23 protein-coding genes and 1 tRNA gene are annotated in these 23,658 nt (G+C 65.2%); 8 read left to right on the forward strand and 16 right to left on the reverse strand.

The window, feature by feature from the left end:
* Positions 1-61 precede the first annotated feature (61 nt).
* From QNO10_RS13800 to QNO10_RS13810, 3 genes are all read right to left on the reverse strand, one after another.
* Positions 62-1,039, reverse strand: a complete 978-nt coding sequence (locus QNO10_RS13800; protein WP_229946187.1) for an alpha-ketoacid dehydrogenase subunit beta — start codon at positions 1,037-1,039, stop codon at positions 62-64.
* Complete coding sequence (gene pdhA / locus QNO10_RS13805; protein ID WP_229946185.1) at positions 1,036-2,286, reverse strand: pyruvate dehydrogenase (acetyl-transferring) E1 component subunit alpha; 1,251 nt, start codon at positions 2,284-2,286, stop codon at positions 1,036-1,038. Before pdhA ends, QNO10_RS13800 begins: the two co-directional genes overlap by 4 nt.
* Positions 2,287-2,429: 143 nt before the next feature.
* On the reverse strand, positions 2,430-3,569 hold the full coding sequence (locus QNO10_RS13810; RefSeq protein WP_229946183.1) for a histidinol-phosphate transaminase: 1,140 nt from the start codon (positions 3,567-3,569) through the stop codon (positions 2,430-2,432).
* A 41-nt stretch (positions 3,570-3,610) separates the two neighbouring features.
* On the opposite strand from QNO10_RS13810, the gene QNO10_RS13815 reads away from it, so the two are divergent.
* On the forward strand, positions 3,611-4,030 hold the full coding sequence (locus QNO10_RS13815; RefSeq protein WP_229946181.1) for a phage holin family protein: 420 nt from the start codon (positions 3,611-3,613) through the stop codon (positions 4,028-4,030).
* Positions 4,031-4,138: 108 nt separating this feature from the next.
* Here the strand turns inward: QNO10_RS13815 and QNO10_RS13820 are convergent, their stop codons facing one another.
* The 3 genes from QNO10_RS13820 to QNO10_RS13830 form a co-directional block, all read right to left on the reverse strand.
* Entirely contained in the window at positions 4,139-5,725 is a 1,587-nt protein-coding gene (locus QNO10_RS13820; protein WP_229946178.1) for an HNH endonuclease signature motif containing protein, read from the reverse strand.
* A gap of 510 nt (positions 5,726-6,235) precedes the next feature.
* A complete protein-coding gene (locus QNO10_RS13825) occupies positions 6,236-7,669 on the reverse strand; it encodes a WXG100 family type VII secretion target (RefSeq protein ID WP_229946176.1) in 1,434 nt (477 codons plus the stop codon).
* Between the two features lie 6 nt (positions 7,670-7,675).
* Positions 7,676-7,927 carry a hypothetical protein gene (locus tag QNO10_RS13830; protein WP_229946174.1) on the reverse strand — a complete coding sequence of 84 codons (252 nt, stop codon included), beginning with the start codon at positions 7,925-7,927 and terminating at the stop codon, positions 7,676-7,678.
* Positions 7,928-8,172: 245 nt separating this feature from the next.
* Here QNO10_RS13830 and purB point away from each other — a divergent pair, with 245 nt between their 5' ends.
* A complete protein-coding gene (purB, locus tag QNO10_RS13835; RefSeq protein WP_229946172.1) occupies positions 8,173-9,588 on the forward strand; it encodes an adenylosuccinate lyase in 1,416 nt (471 codons plus the stop codon).
* Positions 9,589-9,695: 107 nt separating this feature from the next.
* Here the strand turns inward: purB and rlmN are convergent, their stop codons facing one another.
* Positions 9,696-10,958: a dual-specificity RNA methyltransferase RlmN gene (rlmN, locus tag QNO10_RS13840; RefSeq protein WP_229946170.1), complete on the reverse strand. Its 1,263-nt coding sequence runs from the start codon at positions 10,956-10,958 to the stop codon at positions 9,696-9,698.
* Positions 10,959-11,084: 126 nt separating this feature from the next.
* On the opposite strand from rlmN, the gene QNO10_RS13845 reads away from it, so the two are divergent.
* Positions 11,085-11,609 carry a GNAT family N-acetyltransferase gene (locus tag QNO10_RS13845; RefSeq protein ID WP_229946168.1) on the forward strand — a complete coding sequence of 175 codons (525 nt, stop codon included), beginning with the start codon at positions 11,085-11,087 and terminating at the stop codon, positions 11,607-11,609.
* A 25-nt stretch (positions 11,610-11,634) separates the two neighbouring features.
* Here the strand turns inward: QNO10_RS13845 and QNO10_RS13850 are convergent, their stop codons facing one another.
* On the reverse strand, positions 11,635-12,117 hold the full coding sequence (locus QNO10_RS13850; RefSeq protein ID WP_229946166.1) for a nucleoside deaminase: 483 nt from the start codon (positions 12,115-12,117) through the stop codon (positions 11,635-11,637).
* A gap of 235 nt (positions 12,118-12,352) precedes the next feature.
* Between QNO10_RS13850 and QNO10_RS13855 the strand changes: the two genes are divergently transcribed.
* Complete coding sequence (locus tag QNO10_RS13855; RefSeq protein ID WP_229946164.1) at positions 12,353-12,826, forward strand: VOC family protein; 474 nt, start codon at positions 12,353-12,355, stop codon at positions 12,824-12,826.
* 33 nt (positions 12,827-12,859) lie between these two features.
* Here the strand turns inward: QNO10_RS13855 and QNO10_RS13860 are convergent, their stop codons facing one another.
* From QNO10_RS13860 to QNO10_RS13875, 4 genes are all read right to left on the reverse strand, one after another.
* Positions 12,860-13,753 carry a carbohydrate ABC transporter permease gene (locus QNO10_RS13860; protein ID WP_229946162.1) on the reverse strand — a complete coding sequence of 298 codons (894 nt, stop codon included), beginning with the start codon at positions 13,751-13,753 and terminating at the stop codon, positions 12,860-12,862.
* A gap of 4 nt (positions 13,754-13,757) precedes the next feature.
* Positions 13,758-14,702: a carbohydrate ABC transporter permease gene (locus tag QNO10_RS13865; RefSeq protein WP_229946160.1), complete on the reverse strand. Its 945-nt coding sequence runs from the start codon at positions 14,700-14,702 to the stop codon at positions 13,758-13,760.
* Positions 14,702-15,922: an ABC transporter substrate-binding protein gene (locus QNO10_RS13870; RefSeq protein ID WP_229946158.1), complete on the reverse strand. Its 1,221-nt coding sequence runs from the start codon at positions 15,920-15,922 to the stop codon at positions 14,702-14,704. Before QNO10_RS13870 ends, QNO10_RS13865 begins: the two co-directional genes overlap by 1 nt.
* A 361-nt stretch (positions 15,923-16,283) precedes the next feature.
* Positions 16,284-17,171, reverse strand: a complete 888-nt coding sequence (locus tag QNO10_RS13875) for an alanyl-tRNA editing protein (protein ID WP_229946156.1) — start codon at positions 17,169-17,171, stop codon at positions 16,284-16,286.
* A gap of 93 nt (positions 17,172-17,264) precedes the next feature.
* Between QNO10_RS13875 and QNO10_RS13880 the strand changes: the two genes are divergently transcribed.
* From QNO10_RS13880 to QNO10_RS13890, 3 genes are all read left to right on the forward strand, one after another.
* Positions 17,265-17,341 (forward strand) — tRNA-Met (locus QNO10_RS13880).
* A 76-nt stretch (positions 17,342-17,417) separates the two neighbouring features.
* Complete coding sequence (locus QNO10_RS13885) at positions 17,418-18,059, forward strand: GNAT family N-acetyltransferase (RefSeq protein WP_229946154.1); 642 nt, start codon at positions 17,418-17,420, stop codon at positions 18,057-18,059.
* A gap of 57 nt (positions 18,060-18,116) precedes the next feature.
* Entirely contained in the window at positions 18,117-19,274 is a 1,158-nt protein-coding gene (locus QNO10_RS13890) for an alpha-hydroxy-acid oxidizing protein (RefSeq protein ID WP_229946151.1), read from the forward strand.
* A gap of 42 nt (positions 19,275-19,316) precedes the next feature.
* Here QNO10_RS13890 and QNO10_RS13895 read toward each other — a convergent pair whose 3' ends face one another.
* The 4 genes from QNO10_RS13895 to QNO10_RS13910 form a co-directional block, all read right to left on the reverse strand.
* Positions 19,317-19,943 carry a TetR/AcrR family transcriptional regulator gene (locus QNO10_RS13895; RefSeq protein WP_229946149.1) on the reverse strand — a complete coding sequence of 209 codons (627 nt, stop codon included), beginning with the start codon at positions 19,941-19,943 and terminating at the stop codon, positions 19,317-19,319.
* 231 nt (positions 19,944-20,174) lie between these two features.
* On the reverse strand, positions 20,175-20,990 hold the full coding sequence (locus tag QNO10_RS13900; RefSeq protein ID WP_229946147.1) for a DUF1295 domain-containing protein: 816 nt from the start codon (positions 20,988-20,990) through the stop codon (positions 20,175-20,177).
* Between the two features lie 40 nt (positions 20,991-21,030).
* Complete coding sequence (locus QNO10_RS13905; RefSeq protein ID WP_229946139.1) at positions 21,031-21,720, reverse strand: response regulator; 690 nt, start codon at positions 21,718-21,720, stop codon at positions 21,031-21,033.
* Positions 21,713-22,981: a sensor histidine kinase gene (locus QNO10_RS13910; RefSeq protein ID WP_229946137.1), complete on the reverse strand. Its 1,269-nt coding sequence runs from the start codon at positions 22,979-22,981 to the stop codon at positions 21,713-21,715. Before QNO10_RS13910 ends, QNO10_RS13905 begins: the two co-directional genes overlap by 8 nt.
* A 143-nt stretch (positions 22,982-23,124) precedes the next feature.
* Between QNO10_RS13910 and QNO10_RS13915 the strand changes: the two genes are divergently transcribed.
* Entirely contained in the window at positions 23,125-23,658 is a 534-nt protein-coding gene (locus QNO10_RS13915; RefSeq protein WP_229946135.1) for a GNAT family N-acetyltransferase, read from the forward strand.

A 23,658-nucleotide genomic window follows, 5' to 3' on the forward strand; every position in this document is an offset into this window, starting at 1 on the left:
TCTTTAGGTACTGGGGCGCTTTAGATACATGGGCGGGCGAACAGGCTCAGGAGGAGGAGCGTCAGTAGGCGAAGGAGCGGTCCAGGGCTTCGAGCAGCCGGTCGATATCCGGCAGATAGTGCTCTTCGACCTTCGCTACCGGATACGGCATGTGGAATCCGCCCACACGCAGCACCGGTGCCTCCAGGGAGAGGAAGGCACGTTCGGCCACGCGGGCAGCAATTTCGCCGCCGATGCCGCCAAACGTGGGCGCCTCATGGGTGACGATCAGGCGTCCGGTTTTCCGGACGGAGTCGGTGACGGTGTCGAAATCGATCGGCGAAATGGACCGCAGGTCCACCACTTCCACTGACCGTCCGTCCTCTTCCGCAGCTGCGGCCGCTGCCAACGCCACCGGGACCAGGGGCCCGTAGGCCACGATGGTTGCGTCGGTTCCCTCGCGGACCACATGGGCAGAGAACGGATCGGACGTTGGTGCGGTGGTATCGACGTCGCCCTTGAGCCAGTAGCGGCGCTTGGGTTCGAAGACAATCACGGGATCCTTGCACGCCACTGCCTGCTGGATCATCCAGTAGGCGTCCTGAGGGTTCGACGGCGTGATGATGCGCAGTCCCGCGGTGTGGGCAAAGAGGGCCTCGGGCGATTCGGAGTGGTGCTCAATCGAGCCGATGCCGCCGCCGTAGGGGATCCGGATAACCACGGGAGCGCTCAACGCACCGTCGCTGCGGGAGTGCATCTTGGCCAGCTGGGTGGTGATCTGATTGAAGCCCGGGAAGACGAAGCCGTCGAACTGGATCTCGCAGACGGGCAGGTAGCCCCGCAGGGCCAGGCCGATGGCAGTGCCGATAATCCCGGATTCCGCCAACGGCGTGTCCATAACGCGGTCCGCGCCGAAGTCGGCCTTCAAGCCTTCCGTGACCCGGTAGACGCCGCCGAGGGAGCCGATGTCCTCGCCCATCAGGAGGGAATTCGGGTGGGATTCCAGGGCCGCGCGCAGGCCAGCGTTAATGGCCTTGGCCATGGTCATGGTGGTGCTCATGCGGTGTGCTCCCGGGAAGGGGTCGAGGAGGTGGCGGTGTCGTGCGGAGCTACAGCGTCGGCGTTCGCGTCGGCGTCGGCGTCGGCGAAACCGGCTTCGTACCGGCGGTGGGCGTCCAGTTCCTCGCGGATCAGCGGGTGCGCTTCGGCGTACACATCGGCAAAGGCGTCCTCGAAGCCCGGCGCCTCCATCTGCTGCACGTTGTCCCGGAGCCGGACGGCCATGGTGCGGCCTTCCTCGCGGAGCTCCTCAAAGAACGCATCATCCGCCAGTCCCTGGCCACGCAGGTATTTTTCCATCCGGAGCAGCGGATCCCGGTCCAGCCAGGCTTCCTCGTCAGCGCTCAGCCGGTATTTGGTGGGGTCGTCCGCCGTCGTATGCGCGCTCATCCGGTAGGTGAATGCCTCGATCAGCACGGGGCCGCCGCCCGAACGGGCGTGTTCGAGCGCCCAGCGCGTCACGGCATGGACAGCGAGGACGTCATTGCCGTCCACGCGGACGCCGGGGAAGCCGTAGCCCTGGGCGCGGTTGGCCAGCGGGATCCGGGACTGCACTTCGGTGGGGACGGAGATGGCCCAGTGGTTGTTCTGGCAGAAGAACACCACCGGAGCGTTATAGGACGCAGCGAATACCATGCCTTCATGGACGTCGCCTTCAGAGCTTGCACCGTCGCCGAAGTAGGCAACCGTGGCGGCTTCGGGAAGCTTGGGATCCACCAGCCGGTCGCGGGCCATGCCCATGGCATAGCCGACGGCGTGCGGCACCTGCGCGGCCAGTACCAGGGTGTAGAGATGGAAATTCACCTCGCGGGGATCCCAGCCGCCGTGTGAGATGCCGCGGAAGCGGCGCAGCAGCTGGGCAAGTTCCAGGCCGCGGGTATAGGCGACCCCGTGCTCGCGGTAGGTGGGGAAAACGTAGTCCTGTGGGAGCAGGGCCCGGCCCGAGCCGATCTGGGCGCCTTCCTGGCCGGTGAGGGGAACCCACATCACGAGTTCGCCCTGGCGCTGAAGGGCGGTGGCTTCTTCATCGAACCGGCGGACCAGGAACATGTCCCGGTAGAATCCGCGGAGTTCCTCGGGGCTCAGGTCCTTGACGTAGCTGCTGTACTCGTCATCCTGCAGAAGCTCACCGTCGATGGTGAGCAGCTGGACCATGTCCGGGACAGGGTTGTCTTCGGGAGCACCCATGAGGGAGTGCTCCAGTCCGGCCGCGTCGAACTCGCTGGCCGGCAGGTTTCCTACGTCCATGCCTACTCCTCGCCTGGACAGCCGAAAGCCGCACCGCGCTAGAAATATGCCTCATCAGGAATACATTCCCGGGTTTGCATATATGTGGAAGTTACTTCCCACAGCCTAACGATGGCACGGCTTTCGGCCCTACCTAAGACACGCTAGGAAACCCGTGGGCCTTTTGTATAAGTCGCACATAGAGCCAGGAACCGGGTGTTTGCTTCCTCCTCGCCAATGGTCACTCTCACACCCTCGTTTCCGAAGGCCCGTACCGCCAGGGCCTGTTCCTCCGCCAAGGCCGCAAACTCGCGGGTATTCTCTCCAAGCGCGAGCCATACGAAGTTGCCCTGCGCCGCGGGAATGGACCATCCCAGCGCCTTCAGGCCGTCGACCACCCGGGTCCGTTCCGCCACGAGTCCTTGTATTCTCTCCACAAGTTGGTCGTGGTGGCGCAGCGACGCAACCGCCGCCTGTTCGGCGATGGTCGAGACCGCGAAGGGGACTGCTGACACGCGGAGGTGCTGGGTAATGGGAGCGTGCGAGACCGAATAGCCGACGCGCAGTCCGGCCAGGCCGGCGCCCTTGGAGAAGGTCCGCAGCACCACGACGTTGGCGTGGCTGCGGTACATGTCGATGCCGTTGACGGCGTCGTCGTCCCGGACGAAGTCCTCATATGCCTCATCGATTACCACGATGACGTTTTCCGGGACCTGCCGGAGGAAGTTTTCCACCTGCAGGGTGGTGAGCACCGGACCGGTCGGGTTGTTCGGGGTGCACAGCAGAATTACTTTGGTCCGCTCGGTGATGGCCGCGGCCATGGCGTCCAGGTCGTGGGTGCCGTCCGACTTAAGCGGCACCTGGACACTCTCGGCACCCGCGAGGCCCACACTGATGGGGTACGCCTCAAAGGACCGCCAGGGGTAGATGACCTCGTCGGCGGTTCCGTCCGGGTTCTGGCCGGCAAAGGTGCTGAGCAGCTGGTTCAACGCACCTAGGCTGCCGCCGCCCGTCACGATGTCTTCAGCGGGCACGTCCAGGAACATGGAGAGCTCGTTGCGGAGGGCCGTGGAAAGCGGGTCCGGGTACCGGTTGACCGTTGCGTGCTCGTTTATCGCTTCCAGCACGGCCGGCAGCGGAGGGAACGGGTTCTCGTTGGAGGAGAGCTTGTAACTTTGAAGTCCTTCTACAACCACCGGCGGCTTGCCTGCCGTGTACTTGGGCAGCTTCCCAATGACGGGCCTGGGGACAATGCCGGATGCGGGAACTTCAGCTGCGTCGGTGTCATTCTCGGTAGTGGTCATGGCGTTAACAGTAACGGCCGCTTTTCTGTCAGCATGAGGGCATGATTTTCCTCCTGCTGCGGATAGTCCTGAATGCTGTGGCCCTCTGGGTTGCCAGTTGGCTTTTGCCCGGGCTCACGGTGAGTGCACCCACGGGGAGCCTCAGCGGAGATCCGATGATCGATACTGGGCTCGCCTATCTCTTCATCGGCCTGATTTTCGGTGCAGTGAATGCGCTGGTCCGGCCGATTGCCCAGGGCATCACCCTTCCTTTGGCCATCCTGACGCTGGGGTTGTTCCGCATTGTCATCAATGCCGCCATGCTCGAACTCACCTCGTGGCTCAGCAGCTACACCCCCATCCGTTTCGAGGTCGATTCCTTCTTCTGGACTGCCATTCTGGGCGCTGTTGTCATCAGCCTCATTTCCCTCGTGCTGGAGACCGTGACCGGAAGTCGTCGGCGGAGCAAAGGCCTGCGGTAAGGGTCTGGCGGGGGATGTGCCGACGCAGACGGCACAGCGTCAAAACTAAGGAGCAAAGGCCTGCAGTCAGTGTCTCGCGGGGCATCTGCCGAACCAGACGGCACAGCGTCAAAACGGCGGTAAGGCCTCCGTTGGTTCCGCAGACACTCCCATAGTCCCCGGCTGGCCACTTCCTGGCTGGCTACTTCGTGGCTCGCTTATTCCCGGCTGGTTACTTCCTGGCTCGCTTATTCCCGGTTGGTTACTTCCTGGTTGACCAGACCTGGCCACGGCATAAGTCGTGGGGTCTGTTCCAGTGAAGTCGCGGCCGTGCAGCAGTGCGTGGGTGCGGTAGACCCGTCCCATCGGGGAGGTCCACTCGACCACGCCGGGCACCGGCTGCCGGGCTTTCCACAGCCCGACTGTCTTGAACCGGTGATGCTTCTTGCACAGGTGAGCCAGGTTCCCGTGGTCGGTCCGTCCACCATCACCCCATGCCCGGGTATGGTCGATTTCGCAGTTCCCTGCCGCTACGCTGCATCCCGGAAACCGGCAGGTTCCGTCGCGTGCCTGCAGCCAGCGCTTGAGATCCGGCGGAATCCGACGCTGCCGTCCGACAGACAGGATTTCTCCGTCCGCATCCTGCAACAATCCCGTCCAGCGACCTGTGTTCAGCAGCAGCTCACGGGCTGCATCGGCACTGACCGGACCGTAACCGTTCAACTCCGCCGGTGTGTCCGAAAGGCCCAGTAAGGATTCGGCCGACACCAGCACCATCACCTCCGCCCGCACCCCTCGCCCCGTCGGCGGATCCTGCGGCGAGTTGCCCAAGCGGCCCGGACTCCCGCCCGGTTCAGTATCCGTTTCCGCCATGGAGCGGGTTGGCTGACCGGTCAGGGCCGAGACGAAGACGTCCGCACGCAGTTGATCCAGGGTCCGTGGATCCCCCGCCTTCTGTTCCCCGCGGGCACAGAAGGCGGTCAATCCGTTGAAAATCCCGTGCGCGGCAGCGGCAGGAAGGAACCCGGAAAGGACACTGATCCCGTCCGGCAGGTCCTCCAGCCAAACCCGGCGCTCCCCCTCAGCAGCGCGGTGACGTTCGGGAATGGTTGCCGGGAACATACGCTCACGCATCCTGCGGGCCGCCCGGTCGAACTGCGGCCCGGTCTTCCCGGGCGCCAACGGCAGCAGCACCGCTTCCAGCCGCTTCGAGTCCTCAAGCCGCAGCCCGGCGGTCTGCTCCACAACCGTCCGAGCCCTACGGTAATCAAGAACACCGTGTTCCAGCTCCGCGAGCGTGTCTGGGCACCTGCTGCAAAGCAGATCGGCATCCGAAACCAGCCGCTGAGCGGCAAGACCCGTCATGCTCAACAGCGCCCCGACCTCGGCGGCAGTGGTGCGGAGCACCCAGTTCCCATCCTGGTTCCAGTTCCGGTCGGTGGCCGGGGCGTCCGCGTCTGCCGCAGCCGTGCTCTGTGCCGCGAGATCCGGATGCGGACACCGGCTTAGGTTCCCGGCGGTAAGTTCCTGCAGCCGGAACAGCGTGAGGGCCTGCTGCGCCTGCGCCCAGCAGACCAGTGCGTGAAGACGTTCCAGGGTCTGCAGGACCGCTTCCTGATCCAACTCCTCGGGCGCCTGGAGGGAGAGCATGCCCATAAGCCCGGCCGGCAGAACGGTACCGGCAGCCGGGGCGTCGCTGGCCGCAACACAGAACACACCCTGCAACACCAAAGGCGTGTCCGGATTCGGCTCCGCTGTCCGTGCGCCGGACGGCTGATTAGGGCTCTCAGTGTTTCCCGTAGCTGCTCGGTCAGTGTTTCCGGTAACTGCTCGATCAGTGTTTCCGGGAACTGCTTGGTGGGCTGTACGGGTAGTGGTGGCCTGTTCCATGGGCTCATTCCAGCAGCCTGCACGACGCCCCAAACCGGTGGTCCGCGGCTGTGTGTAAAACGTCAGGGAGACATACCAGCGGGGTGTGTTGTGGAGGAATTCTCATTCTCTCTAAGCCCTTGGGCGGACGTCAGGAGCACAGACAAGCTCCGATACTGGCAACGCAAGGAAGCAGCTGCTGAACCCGCATGGTCCGGTATTGCCACCTTTGCGACCCGCATCGTCCGGCTTCGCTACCCTTGCGGCCCGCATCGTCGGGTTTTCCACCCTTGCGGCCCGGCCCACCCGAGCGGGCCCGGCACTGTTCGGGCGGGGCACCGGCACCGGCACCGGACCTTACGACCCGCCCCGCGGAGGTGCCGGCGGCACTGTCGGTACAGGCGCAGGTTGCACTGTCGGTACAGGCGCAGGTGGCAGTGTCGGTACAGGCACCCGCACTGGCGCCCTCGAAACGGCCCGCGAAGACGTCGGCGAAGACGTTCGAACTGAACCCACCGGCGACTGCTCCCGCTCCAAACGGTACAAGAATCTGGTCGCCACACTTCCAGCACCAACAGCAGCAGCCAGCGATCCCAGCGAACTCTCCAGCGAAGCGTCATCGCTGACATCCGCGAGCGCAGCACCAGCAAGATAATTGTCCAACCGGTGCGCGGGACCCAGCCCTGCATCCTCCCCCTCGGGCGTGGCCACCGGATTGGTCAGCGTCATGGTGACCCGGTCCGGAGTATCGGGGTTCGCAGAAGCATCGATTCCTGGCACCCAGTCCTGCACATGCTCCAGATGCAGTGCCGGCAGTCCGGGCGGCAAGTCGGCCGAGCCTGTGGCGCTGCCCGCCGTCAGTACGAACGCGGGTTCGTACTCCCCCTCCTCTGTCAGATTGGCAGCAACATGCGCAGCGTGTTCCCCGCCCTGGCTGTAACCGGACAAGATCACCGAAGCTCCTGCTTCCGCTCCTGCACGCCGCAGCGCCTCCGCCACAGCAGCGGAGATGAATCTGCTCTCCTCGACCCGCCCTTCCAGATTGCCCGCAGAATCGAACGGATTCCGGCCTCCCATACCGGTTCCCTGCGTACCGGGAAGGGTGACGACAAACGTCCCGTTGGCACCCCCATCCAGCGCGAGCACCTCAATCACGCCTGGATCGTTCTCCCGCTTCAGGACCTCCGAACGTTTCAAAATACCGGCAGCAGTTCCATCGAGTGGGACCTCCTCCGGCTCCCCGGGAAGAGGCGTGACAACGATTGGCCGCAGCACCCCCTGCGTTGGACCTCCCAGAAGAAACAGGCCTCCCCGCGCCACCAGCTCAATAGCCGGAGTGATGGCCAGACCCTGTTCCACCTGGGCAAGGGTGGGAAATCCTTCAGCCCGGGGCAACAACCCTGATGTGATCCAGGGAATCAGGGGAAAGAGACCCCCAGAAGGCAGCCGCGCCTGGATCCGCCCCTCGGCTTCGGCGTAGGCACGTGCGCTTTCCCGCACGCCGTCCGCGACTTTATCCACTCCCGCCGCACAGTTCCTCAGTACATGGGCTGCTTCCTGCAGCGTCAGTCTGACCCGGTCAGCGGTCGGAGAACCGCCGCCCCACGCACTGGCCGCCAGCCAAAGGTCAGCGACCCGCTGCTCAAGGTTCCGCAGGCGGGCGGTGGTCCCGGCCAGCCGGTCCGCTGCCCGGGCCAAGTCCTCGTACTGAACCAACAGTCCTGCAGATCCTCCCCTGACACCGTACGGCTGCCGGTCCGTACCGCGGTCGAATCCACCTATGGCTGCCACTTTCGATCAGCTCCCTGCGGCCAAGGCGAGCGGGTCCTGCCGCAGTTCCCCGGCGGCAGCACGCAACTGGTGAGCTATCCCGGGCAGGGGCCGCACTGTTCCCGCCAAGCCATGCCGGAAAGCGTCTGCAGCCTGCGACTCCCACCGGACGTTGGCGGACTCGGCAACCTCGTACTCCAATTCATCGATTTCCACCGAAAACTCCAGAAGCAGCCGTTCCATCTCCGCCGCCAATGCGGCCGAAGCCACTTGGTCCATCGATTCCTCCTTCCGCGACGTATGCCCCGGCCCCGCCCCCGCCGTCCCGGCCCCGCCCCCGCCGTCCCGGCCCCGCTCCCGCGGCCCCGGTCCCGCCGGCCCGCTCAAACTAGCCGGACAACCGTCCCCAATCGAGCGCCGCCGGAGCCCATCAGGAGAAACAATCCTGCCCTTCCCTGACGTAACCCCCTGTGGAGGGGAAGTCACTCACCGGTTGCCACCCGCAGGCATGAAAGAATTGCCGCATGGCCGAATCCGAACCCCGTGTCTCCCTTGCCTCCGTGACCCCCGCTATTGCCTTGGGCCCGCTGGACGGCCGCTACCGCAGCGCCACCGCCCCGTTGGTGGATTACCTTTCCGAAGCGGCCCTGAACCGGGACCGGACCCACGTCGAGGTGGAATGGCTGATCCACCTGACCTCCAACGCGGTCCTGCCCGGCACCGCCCCGCTCAGCGAAACCCAGCAGAACCAGCTGCGGGAAATCGTCACGGGCTTCGACGGCAACGCCGTGGCCGAGCTGGGCGAGATCGAAAAGCGCACCGTGCACGATGTGAAGGCCGTCGAGTACTACATTGCCGACCGGCTGCCGGCCATCGGCGTTGAAAACCTGACCAGCCTCGTGCATTTCGGCTGCACTTCCGAGGACATCAACAACCTGTCCTACGCGCTCGGCATCAAGGGCGCAGTGGAAAACGTCTGGCTTCCGGCGGCACAGGACCTGGTGCAGCAGATCGCCGCCATGGCCGAGGACACCCGCGCGGTCCCGATGCTCTCCCGGACACACGGCCAGCCGGCCACCCCGACCACCCTGGGCAAGGAACTGGCCGTCACCGTCCATCGCCTCGGCCGCCAGCTGCGCCGCATCCGCAACACGGAATTCCTGGGCAAGATCAACGGCGCCACCGGCACCTACGCCGCCCACTACGCCGCAGCCCCGCAGGCCGACTGGCAGCAGGTGGCACGCAGCTTCGTGGAGGGCCTCGGCCTGACCTGGAACCCGCTGACCACGCAGATCGAATCCCATGACTGGCAGGCCGAGCTGTACGCCGACATTGCCCGCTTCAACCGCATCCTGCACAACTTCTGCACGGATGTGTGGAGCTACATCTCCATCGGCTACTTCGCCCAGGTTCCGGTGGAAGGTGCCACCGGCTCCTCCACCATGCCGCACAAGGTCAACCCCATCCGCTTCGAGAACGCCGAAGCCAACCTGGAGATTTCCAACGGACTGCTGGACACCCTGGCCTCCACCCTGGTGACCTCCCGCTGGCAGCGCGACCTCACCGATTCCTCCTCGCAGCGGAACATCGGCGTCGCTTTCGGGCACTCCATCCTGGCCATCTCCAACGTGGCCAAGGGCCTCGAGCGCCTGCACGTCGCCGAGAAGGTCCTCGCGCAGGACCTGGACTCCAACTGGGAGGTGCTTGGCGAAGCCATCCAGATGGTCATGCGGGCCGAAGCTGTTGCCGGCACGGAAGGCATGGAGAACCCGTACGAACGGCTCAAGGACCTTACCCGCGGCCACCGCGTGGACGCGGACCGGATGAAGGAATTCATTGCCGGCCTCGGTCTCCCCGCGGATGCGGAAGCGCGCCTGCAGGCGCTGACCCCTGCCCGGTACACGGGCATCGCGGACACCCTGGTGGACCACCTGAAGTAGGAAGACCTTAAACGACGACGACGGCGGGAGCCGGGCACGCAGCCCGGCCTCCCGCCGTCGTGGTTAACGCTTCGGTGCTGTCCGCCGCAGGGGCGGGCACAAAACGGTTAGTCCGCCGCAGCGAGCTGGCCGCAGGCGCCGTCGATTTCCTTGCCGCGGGTGTCGCGGATGGTGGTGGGGATGCCGGCGTCGATCAGGTGGTTAATGAACTCCTGCATAACCTCCGGCTCCGGCGACGTCCAGATGGACCCCGGGGTCGGGTTCAACGGGATCGGGTTCACGTGCACCCAGCCCCGGCCGCGGGCATTGAGCTTCTTGGCCAGCAGATCCGCGCGCCAGGCGTGGTCGTTCATGTCCTTGATCAGCGCGTACTCGATGGAGACGCGGCGGCCGGTGACGCGGTAGTAGTTGTACGCGGCGTCCAGGGCCTCGTCCACCTTCCAGCGGCTGTTGACCGGGATCAGTTCGTCGCGCAGCTCGTCGTCCGGGGCATGCAGGCTCAGCGCGAAGGTCACCGGGATGTTCTCCTCGGCAAGCTTCTTGATGGCCGGCACCAGGCCGACGGTGGAGACAGTGATGTTACGGGCGCTCATGCCCAGGCCCTCGGGAACCTCGGCGGCCATCCGGTGGACGGCGTTCATCACGCGCTTGTAGTTGGCCAGCGGCTCGCCCATGCCCATAAAGACAATGTTGGTGACGCGCTCGGCGTCGTGGCCGCCGTCGCTCCGTTTGCCGCCGAGCCCGCCTTCCTTGATCACCCGGTTGGCCTGGACAATCTGGTCCAGGATTTCCGCGGTGGACATGTTGCGGGTCAGGCCGGCCTGGCCGGTGGCGCAGAACGGGCAGTTCATGCCGCAGCCACACTGGCTGGAGACACACAGGGTGATCCGGCCGGGGTAGCGCATCAGCACGGACTCCACGAGGGAGCCGTCGAAGAGGCGCCACAGGAATTTGATGGTGTCGCCGTTGTCCGTGGTCAGGCGCTTGATCTCGGTGAGCAGCGTGGGGAACATCTCGCCCACCAGCTCCCCGCGGCGCTCCTTGGGGAGGTCGCTCATGGCTTCCGGATCAGTGGTGTAGTGCTGGAAATAGTGCACGGAGAGCTGCTTCGCGCGGAACGCGGGAAGGCCCAGCGACTTCACTTTCTCCTGGCGTTCGGCCAGCGTCATATCGGCCAGATGGGCCGGCGGCTGGGACACGCGGGGCGACTTGAACTGCAGCAGCGGGCGGCCGTCGGGCTCCTTGGCCTGTTCCCAGCCCTCCGTGGCGGGGCGGACCTGGGGCCCGGTGGCGGTGGGAACCGAGCGGACACGGCGCAGCTCGGACTTTTTGGCGGGGTTCTTGGCGGGGGAAGAATCGACAGTTGACATCGCCACTATTCTCGCACGGTTCGCATGTCCGGAACATTCCTTTTGCCAGGTGGGCACACAGTCGAAACACAGCCGAAACCCCGGCCTCCTAGCGTGGAAGGCATACCCCTGGCCGCTGGAGGCAGCATGTCGGATTTGAGACCCTTTTCCGGATTCCGTCCCTACTCAACACCGCACCTGCGGATCCGCGAAGTGCCGTGGAGCAATCCCGTAGGTGCCGACCTCCGTGAAGCCCAGCAGGCCGAACTCGACGCCCGCTACGGCACCGTGGAGCACGATCCCAGTCCACCCCGGGCCGCCGACGCGGCCGTCTTCCTCATCGCCTACGAGCGCAGCACCGGCCAACCGCTGGGTTGCGGCGGGCTGCGGCGGCTGGATACGACGACGGCGGAAATCAAGCGGGTGTATGTCCTGCCGTACGCACGCGGTTCCGGGGTGGCGACGGCAATCCTCGGGGCGCTCGAGGCACGGGCCAAGCAGATGGGATTCGCCGTTCTCACGGCGGAGGCCGGGTCCGCCCAACCCGATGGACAACGCTTTTATGAGAACGGCGGCTACCGGGTGGTGCCGAACTTCGGCCCGTACATCATGTCCGACGGGTCCACCTGCTATTCCAAGACCATCGGCGCCGCTTTGGAACGCCGGTTCTAGGAACCGGTCAGGGAGCCCACCGCCCCTAGTAGTCGACCCGCTCCGCAGCCGCAGTCCAGGCATTAAACGGAGCCATGGCGGGTGCGCCGTCCACGGCCAGCTGCGAGACCTGCATGGACCGTTGCTCCCGCGGCGTTTCGAAGTACTCGTAGAAGGCCGCGTCGTCGAACCCCGCGCTGGCGGCGTCGTGCCGGTCAGCAGCGAAGACCACGCGGTCCACCCTCGCCCACAGCGAAGACGCCAGGCACATGGGGCACGGTTCGCAGCTGGTGTAGAGCACCGCACCGGTGAGGTCGAAGGTGCCCAGGGTGGCGCACGCGTTGCGGATGGCCGTGACCTCGGCGTGCGCGGTGGGGTCATTGTTTGCGGTTACACGGTTGACGCCTTCAAACGCGGCGCCTTCTGCCGTGACGATGACGGCGCCGAACGGGCCGCCGCCGTTGGCCACGTTCCCGGTGGCCAGGGCGATGGCCTGGGCCAGGTAAATGTCGTCCGGATTGGTGCTCATTGGCTTCTCCCTAGGTTTGGTGATGCCAGGTAGATAGCCGGTGATACCGGCCCGCCTTCGCAGCTGGAAGATTAGCAGTTATTGCTGCGCGGCCGGGCATGGAGAGGGCATCATGACGGCGACCCGTTGCCAGCAGGGGCGAGCGGTGGCAACGTGAAGGCACAGCGCGTTACCCGTATCCTCCATGGGTTCTCCGCCATGAAGCGCACCCATGGGCCTCCTGGAAGGAGCAGTCATGGAACGCATGATTTTCCCCAATCTCCCGGTTGCGGACCTGCCGGCAGCTGAGAACTTCTACCTCGGCCTCGGCTTCACCAAGAACCCGCAGTTCAGCGACGAACGCACCACCGCCATTGTCGTCTCGGACAGCATTGTGGTGATGCTGCTGCAGCAGGACTATTACCAGGAGTTCCTGCCCGAAGGGGACACCCCGCATCTCGCATCAGCGGGCAAGGAAGTCCTGAACGGCATCAGCTGCGACAGCAGGGACGAAGTCGACCGTTTCCTGGCCGCCTGCACGGCGGGAGGAGGCGCAGTCTATGCACCGGCCGAGGAAAGGATGCCGGGGATGTACAGCGGTTCGGCCACCGACCCGGACGGACATGTCTGGGAGTTTATGTGGATGGATCCCGCCAACGTCGAGCCGCCCGAGCGGACCTTCGAAGTCTCCTCCAACGCCACAGTGCAGGAGCAGAACTCCGCGCTGTGACCGGGCCGGCGCGGCCCGGTCACAGCGTGCCGTTTACTTGACCGCCCCCATGGACAGTCCGCGGACGAGTTGCTTCTGCGCCACCCAGCCGGCGATCACCACCGGCAGCGAGGCCAGTACGGACGCCGCTGAGAGCTGCGCCAGGAACAGGCCTTCGCTGGTCATCTGCGCGACGAGGAAAACCGGCACCGTGGCCGATTGCCCGGCCGTGAGGATCAGGGCGAAGAAAAACTCGTTCCAGGCAAAAATTACGCAGATCAGAGCAGTCGCGGCCAGCCCGGGTGCCACCATGGGCATCAGGACCCGCCAGAGGGTCTTCATCAATCCGGCTCCGTCCATCTGCGCCGCCTCCAGCACCTCGCCGGGCACCTCCAGGAAAAACGAGCGCATCATCCACACCGCGATGGGCAGGTTCATGGAGGTGTACAACACCACCAGGGTCCACACGTTGTCCAGGACCTTCAGCTGCCCGGCAATCACGTAGATCGGCATGATCACCGCGACCACGGGCAGCATGCGGGTGGAGATAAAGAAGAACAGCACATCGGAGGTTTTCTTCACCGGGCGGATGCTCAGGGCATAGGACGCCGGAACGGCCAGGAGGATCACGAGGATGGTGGAGACGCCCGTGGCAATCGCGGAGTTGGCGAAGTAGCTTCCGGCACCGCTGTCCAGCACCGCCCGGTATTGATCCAGCGTGGGGGCGAAAAAGAACACCGGCGGATCGGATGCCGCAGCGGATTCCTGCTTGAAGGACGTGAGCACCATCCAGAGCACCGGCGAGAAGAAAACCAGTGCGAGCACCCAGGTGACTGTGGTGAGGAGAGGACCGGCGTTGAACCGGCGGGCAGGTTTCCGGACCGGGTCTGCGCCGGCGCGGGTCTCCTTCCCAGCGGGAGGAGTAGGTGCAGCGGTTTGGGTAGCCACGTCGTTATTCCTTTACGTCGAAGCTCTTGAAGATCAGGCGAAGGGCCAGGGTGGCCACAATGATGGTCGCGATGACGACCACTACGCCCATGGCGGCGGCCTGGCCGATATCGAAGCCCAGGAAAGCCCGCTGGTAGATGTAGAACGGCAGGTTCGCGCTGGCCGTCCCAGGTCCGCCGGCGGTCATGAGGTAAATCTGGTCGAAGGTGTTGACCACGTAGATCGCGCCGAGCAGGATGCCGAGTTCGATGTAACGGCGCAGCTGCGGAAGCGTGACCGAGATGAAGGTCCGCCACCAGCCGGCGCCGTCCACCTGGGCCGCCTCCAGCACGTCCTTGGACTGGGCCTGCAGTCCGGACAGGACCAGCAGCATCATGAACGGGGTCCACTGCCACACCAGGGCCATCACGATGGAGACGATGGGATGCTGCGACGTCCAGTCCACCGGGGGGATCCCCACCAGGCCGATGACCCAGTTAAGCAGGCCATAGCTGGGATTCAGGATGGAAATGGACCACAGCAGGGAGCTGGCCACCGGCATGATCAGGAATGGTGTGATCAGCAGGGTCCGCACCACTCCCCGCCCCGCGAAGCTTCGGTCCAGCAAGAGGGCGAAGATGATCCCCAGCAGCATCGCAATGAACACACAGGCCACGGTGAAGAGGACACTGTTCAGCGCCGCCCCGCGGAACGTGGAGTCGGAGAAGATGTCGATGTAGTTCTCCAGCCCCACAAACTGGTTTCCCTCCGTCCGCAGCAGGTTCCAGTTCTGCAGGGAGTACCAGATAGTGAAGAGGAAGGGCACCTGCGTCACGATCAGGGTGAAAATGAGGGCCGGCAGCAGCGGCAGGCGCCGCCGCCATCCCTCAGCGGAGGACATTCCCCCGCCCTCCCTTTCCGTCGCGGCCTTCCTGGCGCGGACCTGTTGCCGCTCAACCAAGGTGGACATTAACCCGCTCCGTCCTGGTAGCTTTCCGCCACCGTTTCGGCGTAGCCCTGGGATTGCTCCAGCGCTTCTTGGACTGTCTGCTGTCCGGCGATGGCCGCCGAAATCTGCTGCGCCACGCGCGTGCCCAGGTCCTGGAACTCCGGGATACCCACAAATTGGAGTCCGGTGTAGGGCACACCGCGGACCATGCTGCTTTCCTGGGACGCCCCGGCCATGGCTTCCAGAGTGGGCTCGGCATAGGCCTCGGCCACCTCGGCGTAGTCAGGGATCTCATATGTGGAGAGCCGGCTGCCCGGCGGCACCCGTTCCCAGCCGATCTCTTCGCCGACCAGTTGGATGTATTCCTTGTTGGTCATCCACGAGACGAAGTCCCAGGCGGCGTCCTTGGAGTCGCTGGTGGAGGGGATGGCCAGGGACCAGCTGTAGAGCCAGCCGGAGGACTCCGTCTCCTTGACCGGGGCCGGCGCATACCCGCTTTTGCCGACTACGAGGGACGATGCCGGGTCCTCAATGGCGGAAACCATGGCCGTGGCGTCGTACCACATGGCCGTGTTGCCCTGGCTGTAGAGGGTCAGGCAGTCCCCGTATCCGCTGGTGGCGGCACCGGCCTGCCCGTAGCTCTGCACCAGGTCCACATAATCGGTGACGGCTTCTTCGACTACCGGCTCGTCCAGGCGGGCGTTCCAGTCCTCATCGAACCAGCGGCCGCCGTAGGTATTGATCATGGTGCCCAGCGGTGCCATGACCTCACCCCAGCCTGCCAGGCCCCGCAGGCAGACTCCGGACATGTTGTTTTCCGGATCGTTGAGCGCTTCGGCGAAGCCGCGGATGTCCTCCCAGGTGGGGGCTTCCGGCATAGTCAGGCCGGCTTGATCAAACAGGTCCTGACGGTAGACAAGGAAGGAGGATTCGCCGTAGAACGGAACGGAGTAGAGATCCCCCTCGTAACTCAATGCGTCCCGGATAGTAGGAACGAAATCGTCGGGGTCGTACCCTTCGGTCGAATCGGCGTAATCCTGCAGATTAGTGATCCATCCGTTTTCCGCCCACATCGGCGTTTCGTAATTGGAGATCATCACGACGTCGAATTCCCCGCCCTGCGTGGCAACAGAGGCAGTGATCTTCGCCCGTGCCTCGTTTTCGGGGAGGGAAACAAAGCTGACGTCAATATCCGGATACTGTGCCTTGAATTCATCCTGAAGCGAGATTGCATCCTGCATCTGCGGATTGGAGACAATGGCTACGACAATCTCGTCCCTGCCCTCCGCCTCGGACCCGCTGCAGCCGGTCAGCGCCAAGGCGGCGGCTGCGGCCGACGCCAGCCCCGTTCGAAGCCGGGAATGACGGTTGCAGTGATTCCCCCTGCTGTGTCGAAATCTCATCTGGTCACCTTTGCTCATTTGAGACAGCGGTTTCGTTCACGTGCGCGGAACACTACGTTCATCCATTCCAGTGGACAAGGGCTGTCCCCGGGTACTGGATCAATTGGCGTAAAAGCACTCCTCGGGCAGGGTGGGAGGCGAATGCTCCGGAATAGGGAAATGCCAATGCCCGCGCTGCGGACCTGCAATCATTTGCAGATTAAGCCTCCGCGGCGCGGGTGCAAATGGTATCCATGACCACTTCCGCGGCTGCCTCGCCGGGTTCGCAGCTCAACCGCACTTCAATTTCCGAAACCGAGGCCAGCGAGGTCAGATGGGTGCCGCCGCAGGGAATACTGACCGGGCCGCCCGGCAGGTCGCAGACCCAGCGGCGCATACCGGTGAGGAGGTCCGATTCGCGTTCGATGCGGACCTCCGCGTCGGATGCCACCCACTCAGCCAACGTTGCATTCACGCCTTTTTCCACGGCTGCCAGATCCGTCAGCAGCGCATCCGGCAGGAAGCCCTTGCGCCGCAGAGACTTCCCCAACCGGTACACGTCCCGGGATCCGCCGGGCAGAATCGTTGTTGCCTCAACCGCCAGGGCGTCGAAGTTCGGGTTCCCCGCTGCGTCTGCCTGCACCTCTTTTTTCCAGGCCCCGGCCAGCTGCCGGTTCAGGGCCAACGACGCCAGGTGGCAGGCAGTGTGCCCGGCCGAAAGCCCGGCGCGGTATTCGCCGTCCACCCGAAGCCCTACACGATCTCCTTGGGTAATGCCGGTGTCCCCCGGCACCACATGAACCACCACGAAGACCCAGCCCTCGGTGCCCTTCCGGACCGGGATGTCCCGGCCCAGGAACAGGATGGACCCGTCCGTGGCGCCCACGACGCAGTCAAGCAGGGGCACCTCGGTGCCGGCCGGCGTCGTCAGGGTTGCCCGGTCCGGCCCCTGGTCGGGCCAGGCCGCATCGACAGGGTGTACGGGGGTGGAATCCAGCAGGACGGCCAGCCGTCCGTCGGGCCGGGTTTCGATATGGAGAACGGTTCCGGTTCCGGTGAGGACTCCGGCTGGATAAGTGACGGCGGTATCAGTTTTCGGCAGGCTCACCCGGCCCAGCGTACCGAAGCCCGCAGTCTGCAGTGTGAGCGGGGCCACTGGATTACGCCGCACGCCCGATCTGCGGTAAAGTCGTAACCACGCCGCGGGGTGGAGCAGTTCGGTAGCTCGCTGGGCTCATAACCCAGAGGTCGCAAGTTCAAATCTTGCCCCCGCAACCAAGTAAAAGATCCCGATCCGGAAAACCGGATCGGGATCTTTTTTTGCTGCCCGGGCAGGTATGCCAGACTGGCGGGCATGAGCGCCCTACGGCCCCTTCCCACGGTTCTTTCCGGCCGGTATGTCCGGCTCGAGCCGCTGACCCCCGGACTGCTGCCGGACCTGCACCGGGCCATCGCGGTGCCCGAGGTCTTCGCCGGCGGATACGGCGGCGGTCCGGCCGGGCTGCACCCTGATCTTGAGGGCTTCACGGCGTGGGCGCAGGCCTACTACCGATGGGATGAGCTGCCGTTCGCGGTGCGCCTGCTGAACGGGAACGGTGCCGGCCCTGTAGTGGGAACCAGCAGCCTGGCCGATCTGGACCTGCCCGGGGAAGCGGCCCAGCTGGGCTGGACCGCGTACGCTCCCGCCGTTTGGGGCTCAGCAGTGAATGCAGAAACAAAGCTGCTCCTGCTTGGCTACGCCTTCGCGGCCGGCTTTGGAAGGATCACCCTCCAGGCGGACTCCCGAAACGACCGTTCCCGCGCGGCGATCAGTGGAATCGGTGCGGTATTCGAGGGGATCCGCCGCCGGGACAAGCTCCGCGCAGACGGCAGTTGGCGGGACACTGCGGTGTACTCAATCCTGTCCCGGGAATGGCCCGCCGTCCGGGCCGGACTGGAACGGCGGCTGGACCGGTTGGCAGCGGGTCGGCATGGTGTACCGCCCCTGCGGGAGTAGCATCCGGGACACAGCAGAAACCCGGCAAAGCGGCCGGAAAGAGAAGGTGGAGCCTCAATGAGCACGAACTACGGCGATTATCAGCTGGGCATTTATCTGAACGGTGCCGGCGGCGTCCAACCCGAACTGCCTATGGACTTCGCTTCCATGGAGGCACTGGCGGAGAGCCGGATGGACCCGCGGATCCTCGGCTACGTGGCCGGAGGTGCCGGAAACGAGCACACCCAACGCGCCAACGTAGTCGCCTTTGAGCGGCTCGGCATTATGCCGCGCATGCTGGTGGGTGCGGCACAGCGCAGCATGGGCATCGATTTGCTGGGCCACCAGCTGCCTTCGCCGCTGTTCTTCGCGCCGGTGGGGGTATTGGGCGCCGTGGCCGACGACGGCGACCTGGCCACCGCCGCCTCCTCCGCGGAACTGGGCATTCCCATGGTGGCCTCCACCCTTTCCGCTGCACCGCTGGAACAGGTGCGGACCGCAGCAGGCGAAACGCCGGGCTTCTTCCAGCTCTACCCGCCGGCGGACCGGGAACTGGCGGAGTCCCTGGTGCACCGCGCCGAAGCCGCAGGTTACTCCGGCATCGTCATCACCCTGGACACCTGGGTAAACGGCTGGCGCCCCCGGGACCTCAGTGCCGCCTATCTGCCGATGCTGTCCGGTCAGTGCCTGGCTAACTACCTTTCCGATGACCGGTTCCGCAAGCTCCTGGCCGAGCAGGGGTCCACCGACCCCGCCGCCGTCGTGATGCTCTGGGCCTCCCTGTTCGGCAACCCCACCATGACCTGGGAGGACCTGGCCTGGTTCCGTTCCCTGACGTCCCTGCCGATTGTGCTCAAGGGCATCTGTTCTCCGGAGGACACGCGGCGGGCGCTCGACGGCGGCATGGACGGGATTTACTGCTCGAACCACGGCGGGCGGCAGGCCAACGGAGGAATCCCCGCGATTGATTGCCTGCCCGGCGTGGTGGAAGCCGCCAACGGCGCACCGGTGCTCTTTGACTCCGGCGTGCGGTCGGGTGTGGACGCCCTGCGCGCGCTGGCACTGGGCGCGACGGCGGTGGGCATCGGCCGGCCCTATGTATACGGACTGGCCGTGGGCGGGCAGGCGGGGATCACCCACGTGATGCGCAGCCTGCTGGCGGAGGCTGACCTGACCATGGCCGTTAACGGATATCCGGACCTGGAGTCGCTCCGGGGCAGCCTGCACCGGCTCTAGCTCCGCCCGCGACAGCGCAGGGCAGACAGGGCTGCCCCGAGGTCAGGCCTCCGGGAAGCCGTCCCGCGGCCACCACGCAGGCAACAGGTAGCGCAGCGACGCCAGCCGCGCCTCGACGTCGTCATAGTCGCTGACCACCCACTGTTCGAACCAGGAGGCGTAGGCACCGCCGAGGAAGGCGGCTGTCGCATCCAGATCCGGGACGGGGTGCACTTCGTGCGCCCGCCAGACGTGCAGGGCCAGGAGGATGCGCACGGTCAACTGGTCGGCCAGGATCCCCAGGAAGGTCTCGGTGTGGAACAGCGCCCGGTACACCCGCTGCTCGGCCTTGGTGTGCTGCAGGATCTGCCGGATGGACTCGACATACAGGTCCCCGATCTCCGCGATCGTTCTTCCCGTTCCGCGCTGGTCCAGTTCCACCGTGCCCAGACGGTCCACAACCCCGGCATACACGGATCCGGCAAAGTCGAAAATGTTGCGGTGGTGTCCGTAGAAGGTGGTGCGGTGAACTCCGGCCTGGCGGCAGAGTGCGGCCACGCTGATCTCCGCCAGCTCGTGGTCCCGCAGCAGCTCCCACAGGCCGGCCTCGAGCGCTTCCCGGGTGCGGGCCGTCCGCGGTTCGGCCGATGGTGCGCGCCGTGGCGGCTTGGGAAGGTGCAGTCCGGGCATGGGTCTTATCTTCTCAGATACACGGAAGGGCCCCGCCGAAGCGAAGCCCTTCCGTGCCGCGGCGCTGGGGGACGCCGCAAGCTTTTAGTTGGTGCCTAGTGGTTGGCCAGGCCCGCGGTCTCGCCGCCGGCTTCAGGTTACTTACTATCCTGCCCTATTCAACACCTGTAGAAGAACCTTCCATTCCCGAAACCCGCCGAATGTGACGGAGGAGACAGGACGGCGGTGGCCTCACCCGGCGTGCTGCGGACGCAGCCGCGGGGGAAGCGGGATGATCCGGGACGTCCGCCTGCGGTAGTCCGCGTAGTCGGGGTAGCGGGTGAGGGAAATGCTCTCGGTGAAGACGGTGGAGCCGGCGAAGAGCAGCGTCACCAGGATGGGCCCGGCCAGGGTCCAGTGCAGCACGGCGCCCGTCGCGGCAACGGCAAAACCGTAGAAGAGCCACCACTGGGCCTGTTCGAAGAAGAAGTTCGGATGGCGCGAGTAGCGGAACAACCCAGTCTGCAGGAAGCCGGTGGCCGGGCTCCGCCCCGCGGTGCGCAGGGTCTTTTTCCACTGCTGGAAGTTCCACTGCTGCTGGTCTGCCAGCGTCTCCCCCGCCAGCGCAAGCACAAACAAGGTGGCCAGCAGCCAGTCCCAGCCCGTAAGCGGGCCGGGGTGCCGGTAAACCGTCAGGACCGGAAGCGTCATCACCCAGATGACGATGTTCTGGTAGATGCTGATGAACAGCAGGTTGAAGACCTGGAACTGCCACGGCTTCAGGCGTCGACGCAGGATGCCCCAGCGGTAGTCCTCGCCGCCGGGTGCGTACCCGCCCTTGCGGGCAAAGTTAAAGGTCAGCCGGGCACCCCACAACGTCACCAGCACCGCCATCAGCGTTACCCGCGGGTCGCCGTCGGACGCTGCGGCGAAAACCCACAGGTAGGCCAACGGAACTACGGACCAGATGCGGTCCGTCCAGGAGTACTCCCGCGTGAGCAATGACAGCAGCCAGGTGCCGGCGCAGGTGCCGGCAAAGATCTCCAAGCAGACGCGGACCGGGTCCATGCTTGGAGGATACGGGCGCGTTCCTTCCTACGGGAACCCTTCAGCCCAGCAGCCGGTGTTCGTAGGCGAAGGCCACCATGGCTATCCGGGTGGCCAGCCCCAGCCGATCCTGGATCCTGCGGATGTGGGTCTTGACCGTGGCCTCTGAAAGGAACACGCTGCCTGCGATCTCCGCGTTGCTCAGGCCCTTGGCCACCAGGAGAAACACGTCCTTTTCCCGTGCGGTCAGCTCGGCAATGGCCGCAGTATCCGGTTCCGGTGGATCGGCGCTGCGGGTCAGGTGCGCAAAGAGATCGTGGGCCGAGCCGGGGGCCACCACGGAATAGCCGGCATAGACGGTCCGGATGGCGGAAAGCAGGAACTCGGGTTCGGCGCTCTTGAGCAGGTAGCCGCTGGCTCCGGCACGGATGGCTTCCACCACCGCCTGGTCCCGGTTGAAGGTGGTCAGGGCTATCACCTTGGGGCGCTCCCGGCCGGCTTCGTCCGCTGCCGCCATGATCCGGCGGGTGGCCGTGATGCCGTCCACCACGGGCATGCGCAGGTCCATCAGCATCACGTCCGGGGACGCGGCGTCCGCCAGCTCCACGGCCTCCAGTCCATTGCCTGCGCTGCCGCAGTAAGCCAGGTCCTGCTGCGAACGGATGAGCATCTGGATACCGGTCCGGAACAGCGGCTGGTCATCCACCAGGGCCACGGTGATCGGTGCGGCGTCGGCCGCCGGGTCACTCATCTGCGCCAACCAGCTCCGCGGCATAGATCTCCGCACCCGGGGCGTTCAACATCAGGCCGTAGGGCAGGAATGCGGTGACCCGGAAGCTGTCCCCGTCCGGACCCGCCGTGAGCCATCCGCCGGCAAGGTGGGCCCGCTCGCGCATCCCGGGGATGCCGCGGCCGGTGCGGGCCGTGGTGGCTGCTTCGGCAACCAGTTCTCTTCGGGCCGCGTAGGACGCTATCTGCAGCGAAAGCCCGGGACCGCTCCAGTCCAGGTGGACGGTGACCCGGGTCCCTGTTCCGCCGTGGCGCAGGGCATTGGTCAGGGATTCCTGCACAATCCGGAAGACGGCCATTTGCTGACCCTCCGGCAGGTCCACGGGTACCCCGGATTCCGTGCGTTCCACCTGCAGGCTGTTGCCCTGCTGCTCCACAAGTTCCCCGATATCCTCCAGCCGCGGCTGCGGGAGGGAGGAGCCGTCGTCGCCCACCCCCTCGATCACCCGCTGGGCGTCCGTCAGGGCGCGCCGGGCAGCCGAAGCGATGTTCTCCAGCGCGTCGAGCACCGGCTGTGGCTGGTCCTTGCCCAGATACCGGGACCCGTCCGCCTGGGCTGCAATCACGGCCAGCGAGTGGGCCAGGACATCGTGCAGGTCCCGGGAGATGCGGGTGCGTTCCTGTTCCACGATCAAATCCACTTCGGCTGCCCGCAGATCTTCGACGGCAACTGTGCGCTGGTCGGACAACGTCCGGCGGTCTTCCCAGCTGCGCAGTGCAAAACCGGCCAGCCATCCGACGGCCAAGATGACCAGCAGGAAAGATGAGTAGAGGAACCAGTAATCCCGCATAGTCACCCGTGAGACATTATCGATCGGAAGCCACCCGAGACCGGAGGAGTGGCTGCGCGAAAGCATGAGGAAAGCCATGGCAGCGGAAAAGAAGGGGGCAGCGGCTACCGCGGCCGCCTGCTTCCATCTGTCCCCTGTGAGCGCAGCAAAGAACAGGACGACGGCCGCACCGATGTAGATAGGCCAGGTATGGGAATCGGGAGCGGGGACTATACGGAGGATCTGCGCGCCAAGCAGGGCAAAAAGCACCAGCAGGGCGGCGTAGGCATGCCTGGCGGACACGCCGATGGCCAACGTCAAAGCGAGCAACGGAAGGGCCGGGGGCCAGGCCAGGAAACCGGTACCGTACATGCGGTGCCCCTGCCCCAGGAGCCAAAGCGCCAGGAAGACGGCCGCGGCGGTTGGAGCACCCCAGGTTTTTGTATATTTCAAGACTTTGTTCATGGCACCGAAGCTATCCCGCCCCCAACGACTTTCGGATGAAATGGCATTCTTTCATCCCTGGGGCTGGGAATCCTGACCATTTGGCTGATTTCCCGTGAACCGACCGAAACAAATAGCCATAGAATTCCCCAATGGCAACCCTGATTACCCCCGATGCCCGTTTCCGGAACAGTTGGCTGGCCGCGGCCGAAGAATTCGACGGCGAACGGATGGACGGTTCCGGCGTGTACGGGGACACCTCGCTAAAGCGCATTCGCACGGAAATTGCCGGGCACTTCCCCGGTTTCGTCGACGGCCTGGTGGCGTACCGGCTTCCGGATACACCGCTGCCGGAGGGCTATGTGCACTGCACGCATCTATGGCTGGTCGACGGTGACGAGTTCCTCGGCTCGCTTGCCATCAGGCACACCCTGAATGATTTCCTGTTCGAGCAGGGCGGCCACATTGGTTACAGCATCCGGCCTTCCGCACGCCGGCAGGGGCATGCCGCGCGTGCGCTGCAGGACGCACTGCCGATTGCCCGCGAGCTGGGCATTGCACGGGTACTGGTCACCTGCGCTGAGGATAACGCCGGTTCGCGGGCAGTGATCGAGAAAAACGGCGGAGTCTACGAGGACAGCCGGAAAGGAGCCCGCCGGTACTGGATCGACCCGACCGGGCAGTGA

This window comes from Arthrobacter sp. zg-Y919 (genome assembly GCF_030142045.1).
Classification (GTDB): domain Bacteria; phylum Actinomycetota; class Actinomycetes; order Actinomycetales; family Micrococcaceae; genus Arthrobacter_B.

What these genes read in the sequence shown, in the direction of transcription:
- QNO10_RS13800 (WP_229946187.1), bottom strand. Translation starts at nt 1,039, where the DNA reads ATGAGCACCACCATGACCATGGCCAAGGCCATTAACGCTGGCCTGCGC.
- pdhA (WP_229946185.1), bottom strand. Translation starts at nt 2,286, where the DNA reads ATGGACGTAGGAAACCTGCCGGCCAGCGAGTTCGACGCGGCCGGACTG.
- QNO10_RS13810 (WP_229946183.1), bottom strand. Translation starts at nt 3,569, where the DNA reads ATGACCACTACCGAGAATGACACCGACGCAGCTGAAGTTCCCGCATCC.
- QNO10_RS13815 (WP_229946181.1), top strand. Translation starts at nt 3,611, where the DNA reads ATGATTTTCCTCCTGCTGCGGATAGTCCTGAATGCTGTGGCCCTCTGG.
- QNO10_RS13830 (WP_229946174.1), bottom strand. Translation starts at nt 7,927, where the DNA reads ATGGACCAAGTGGCTTCGGCCGCATTGGCGGCGGAGATGGAACGGCTG.
- purB (WP_229946172.1), top strand. Translation starts at nt 8,173, where the DNA reads ATGGCCGAATCCGAACCCCGTGTCTCCCTTGCCTCCGTGACCCCCGCT.
- rlmN (WP_229946170.1), bottom strand. Translation starts at nt 10,958, where the DNA reads ATGTCAACTGTCGATTCTTCCCCCGCCAAGAACCCCGCCAAAAAGTCC.
- QNO10_RS13845 (WP_229946168.1), top strand. Translation starts at nt 11,085, where the DNA reads ATGTCGGATTTGAGACCCTTTTCCGGATTCCGTCCCTACTCAACACCG.
- QNO10_RS13850 (WP_229946166.1), bottom strand. Translation starts at nt 12,117, where the DNA reads ATGAGCACCAATCCGGACGACATTTACCTGGCCCAGGCCATCGCCCTG.
- QNO10_RS13855 (WP_229946164.1), top strand. Translation starts at nt 12,353, where the DNA reads ATGGAACGCATGATTTTCCCCAATCTCCCGGTTGCGGACCTGCCGGCA.
- QNO10_RS13865 (WP_229946160.1), bottom strand. Translation starts at nt 14,702, where the DNA reads ATGTCCACCTTGGTTGAGCGGCAACAGGTCCGCGCCAGGAAGGCCGCG.
- QNO10_RS13870 (WP_229946158.1), bottom strand. Translation starts at nt 15,922, where the DNA reads ATGCAGGATGCAATCTCGCTTCAGGATGAATTCAAGGCACAGTATCCG.
- QNO10_RS13885 (WP_229946154.1), top strand. Translation starts at nt 17,418, where the DNA reads ATGAGCGCCCTACGGCCCCTTCCCACGGTTCTTTCCGGCCGGTATGTC.
- QNO10_RS13890 (WP_229946151.1), top strand. Translation starts at nt 18,117, where the DNA reads ATGAGCACGAACTACGGCGATTATCAGCTGGGCATTTATCTGAACGGT.
- QNO10_RS13895 (WP_229946149.1), bottom strand. Translation starts at nt 19,943, where the DNA reads ATGCCCGGACTGCACCTTCCCAAGCCGCCACGGCGCGCACCATCGGCC.
- QNO10_RS13900 (WP_229946147.1), bottom strand. Translation starts at nt 20,990, where the DNA reads ATGGACCCGGTCCGCGTCTGCTTGGAGATCTTTGCCGGCACCTGCGCC.
- QNO10_RS13905 (WP_229946139.1), bottom strand. Translation starts at nt 21,720, where the DNA reads ATGAGTGACCCGGCGGCCGACGCCGCACCGATCACCGTGGCCCTGGTG.
- QNO10_RS13915 (WP_229946135.1), top strand. Translation starts at nt 23,125, where the DNA reads ATGGCAACCCTGATTACCCCCGATGCCCGTTTCCGGAACAGTTGGCTG.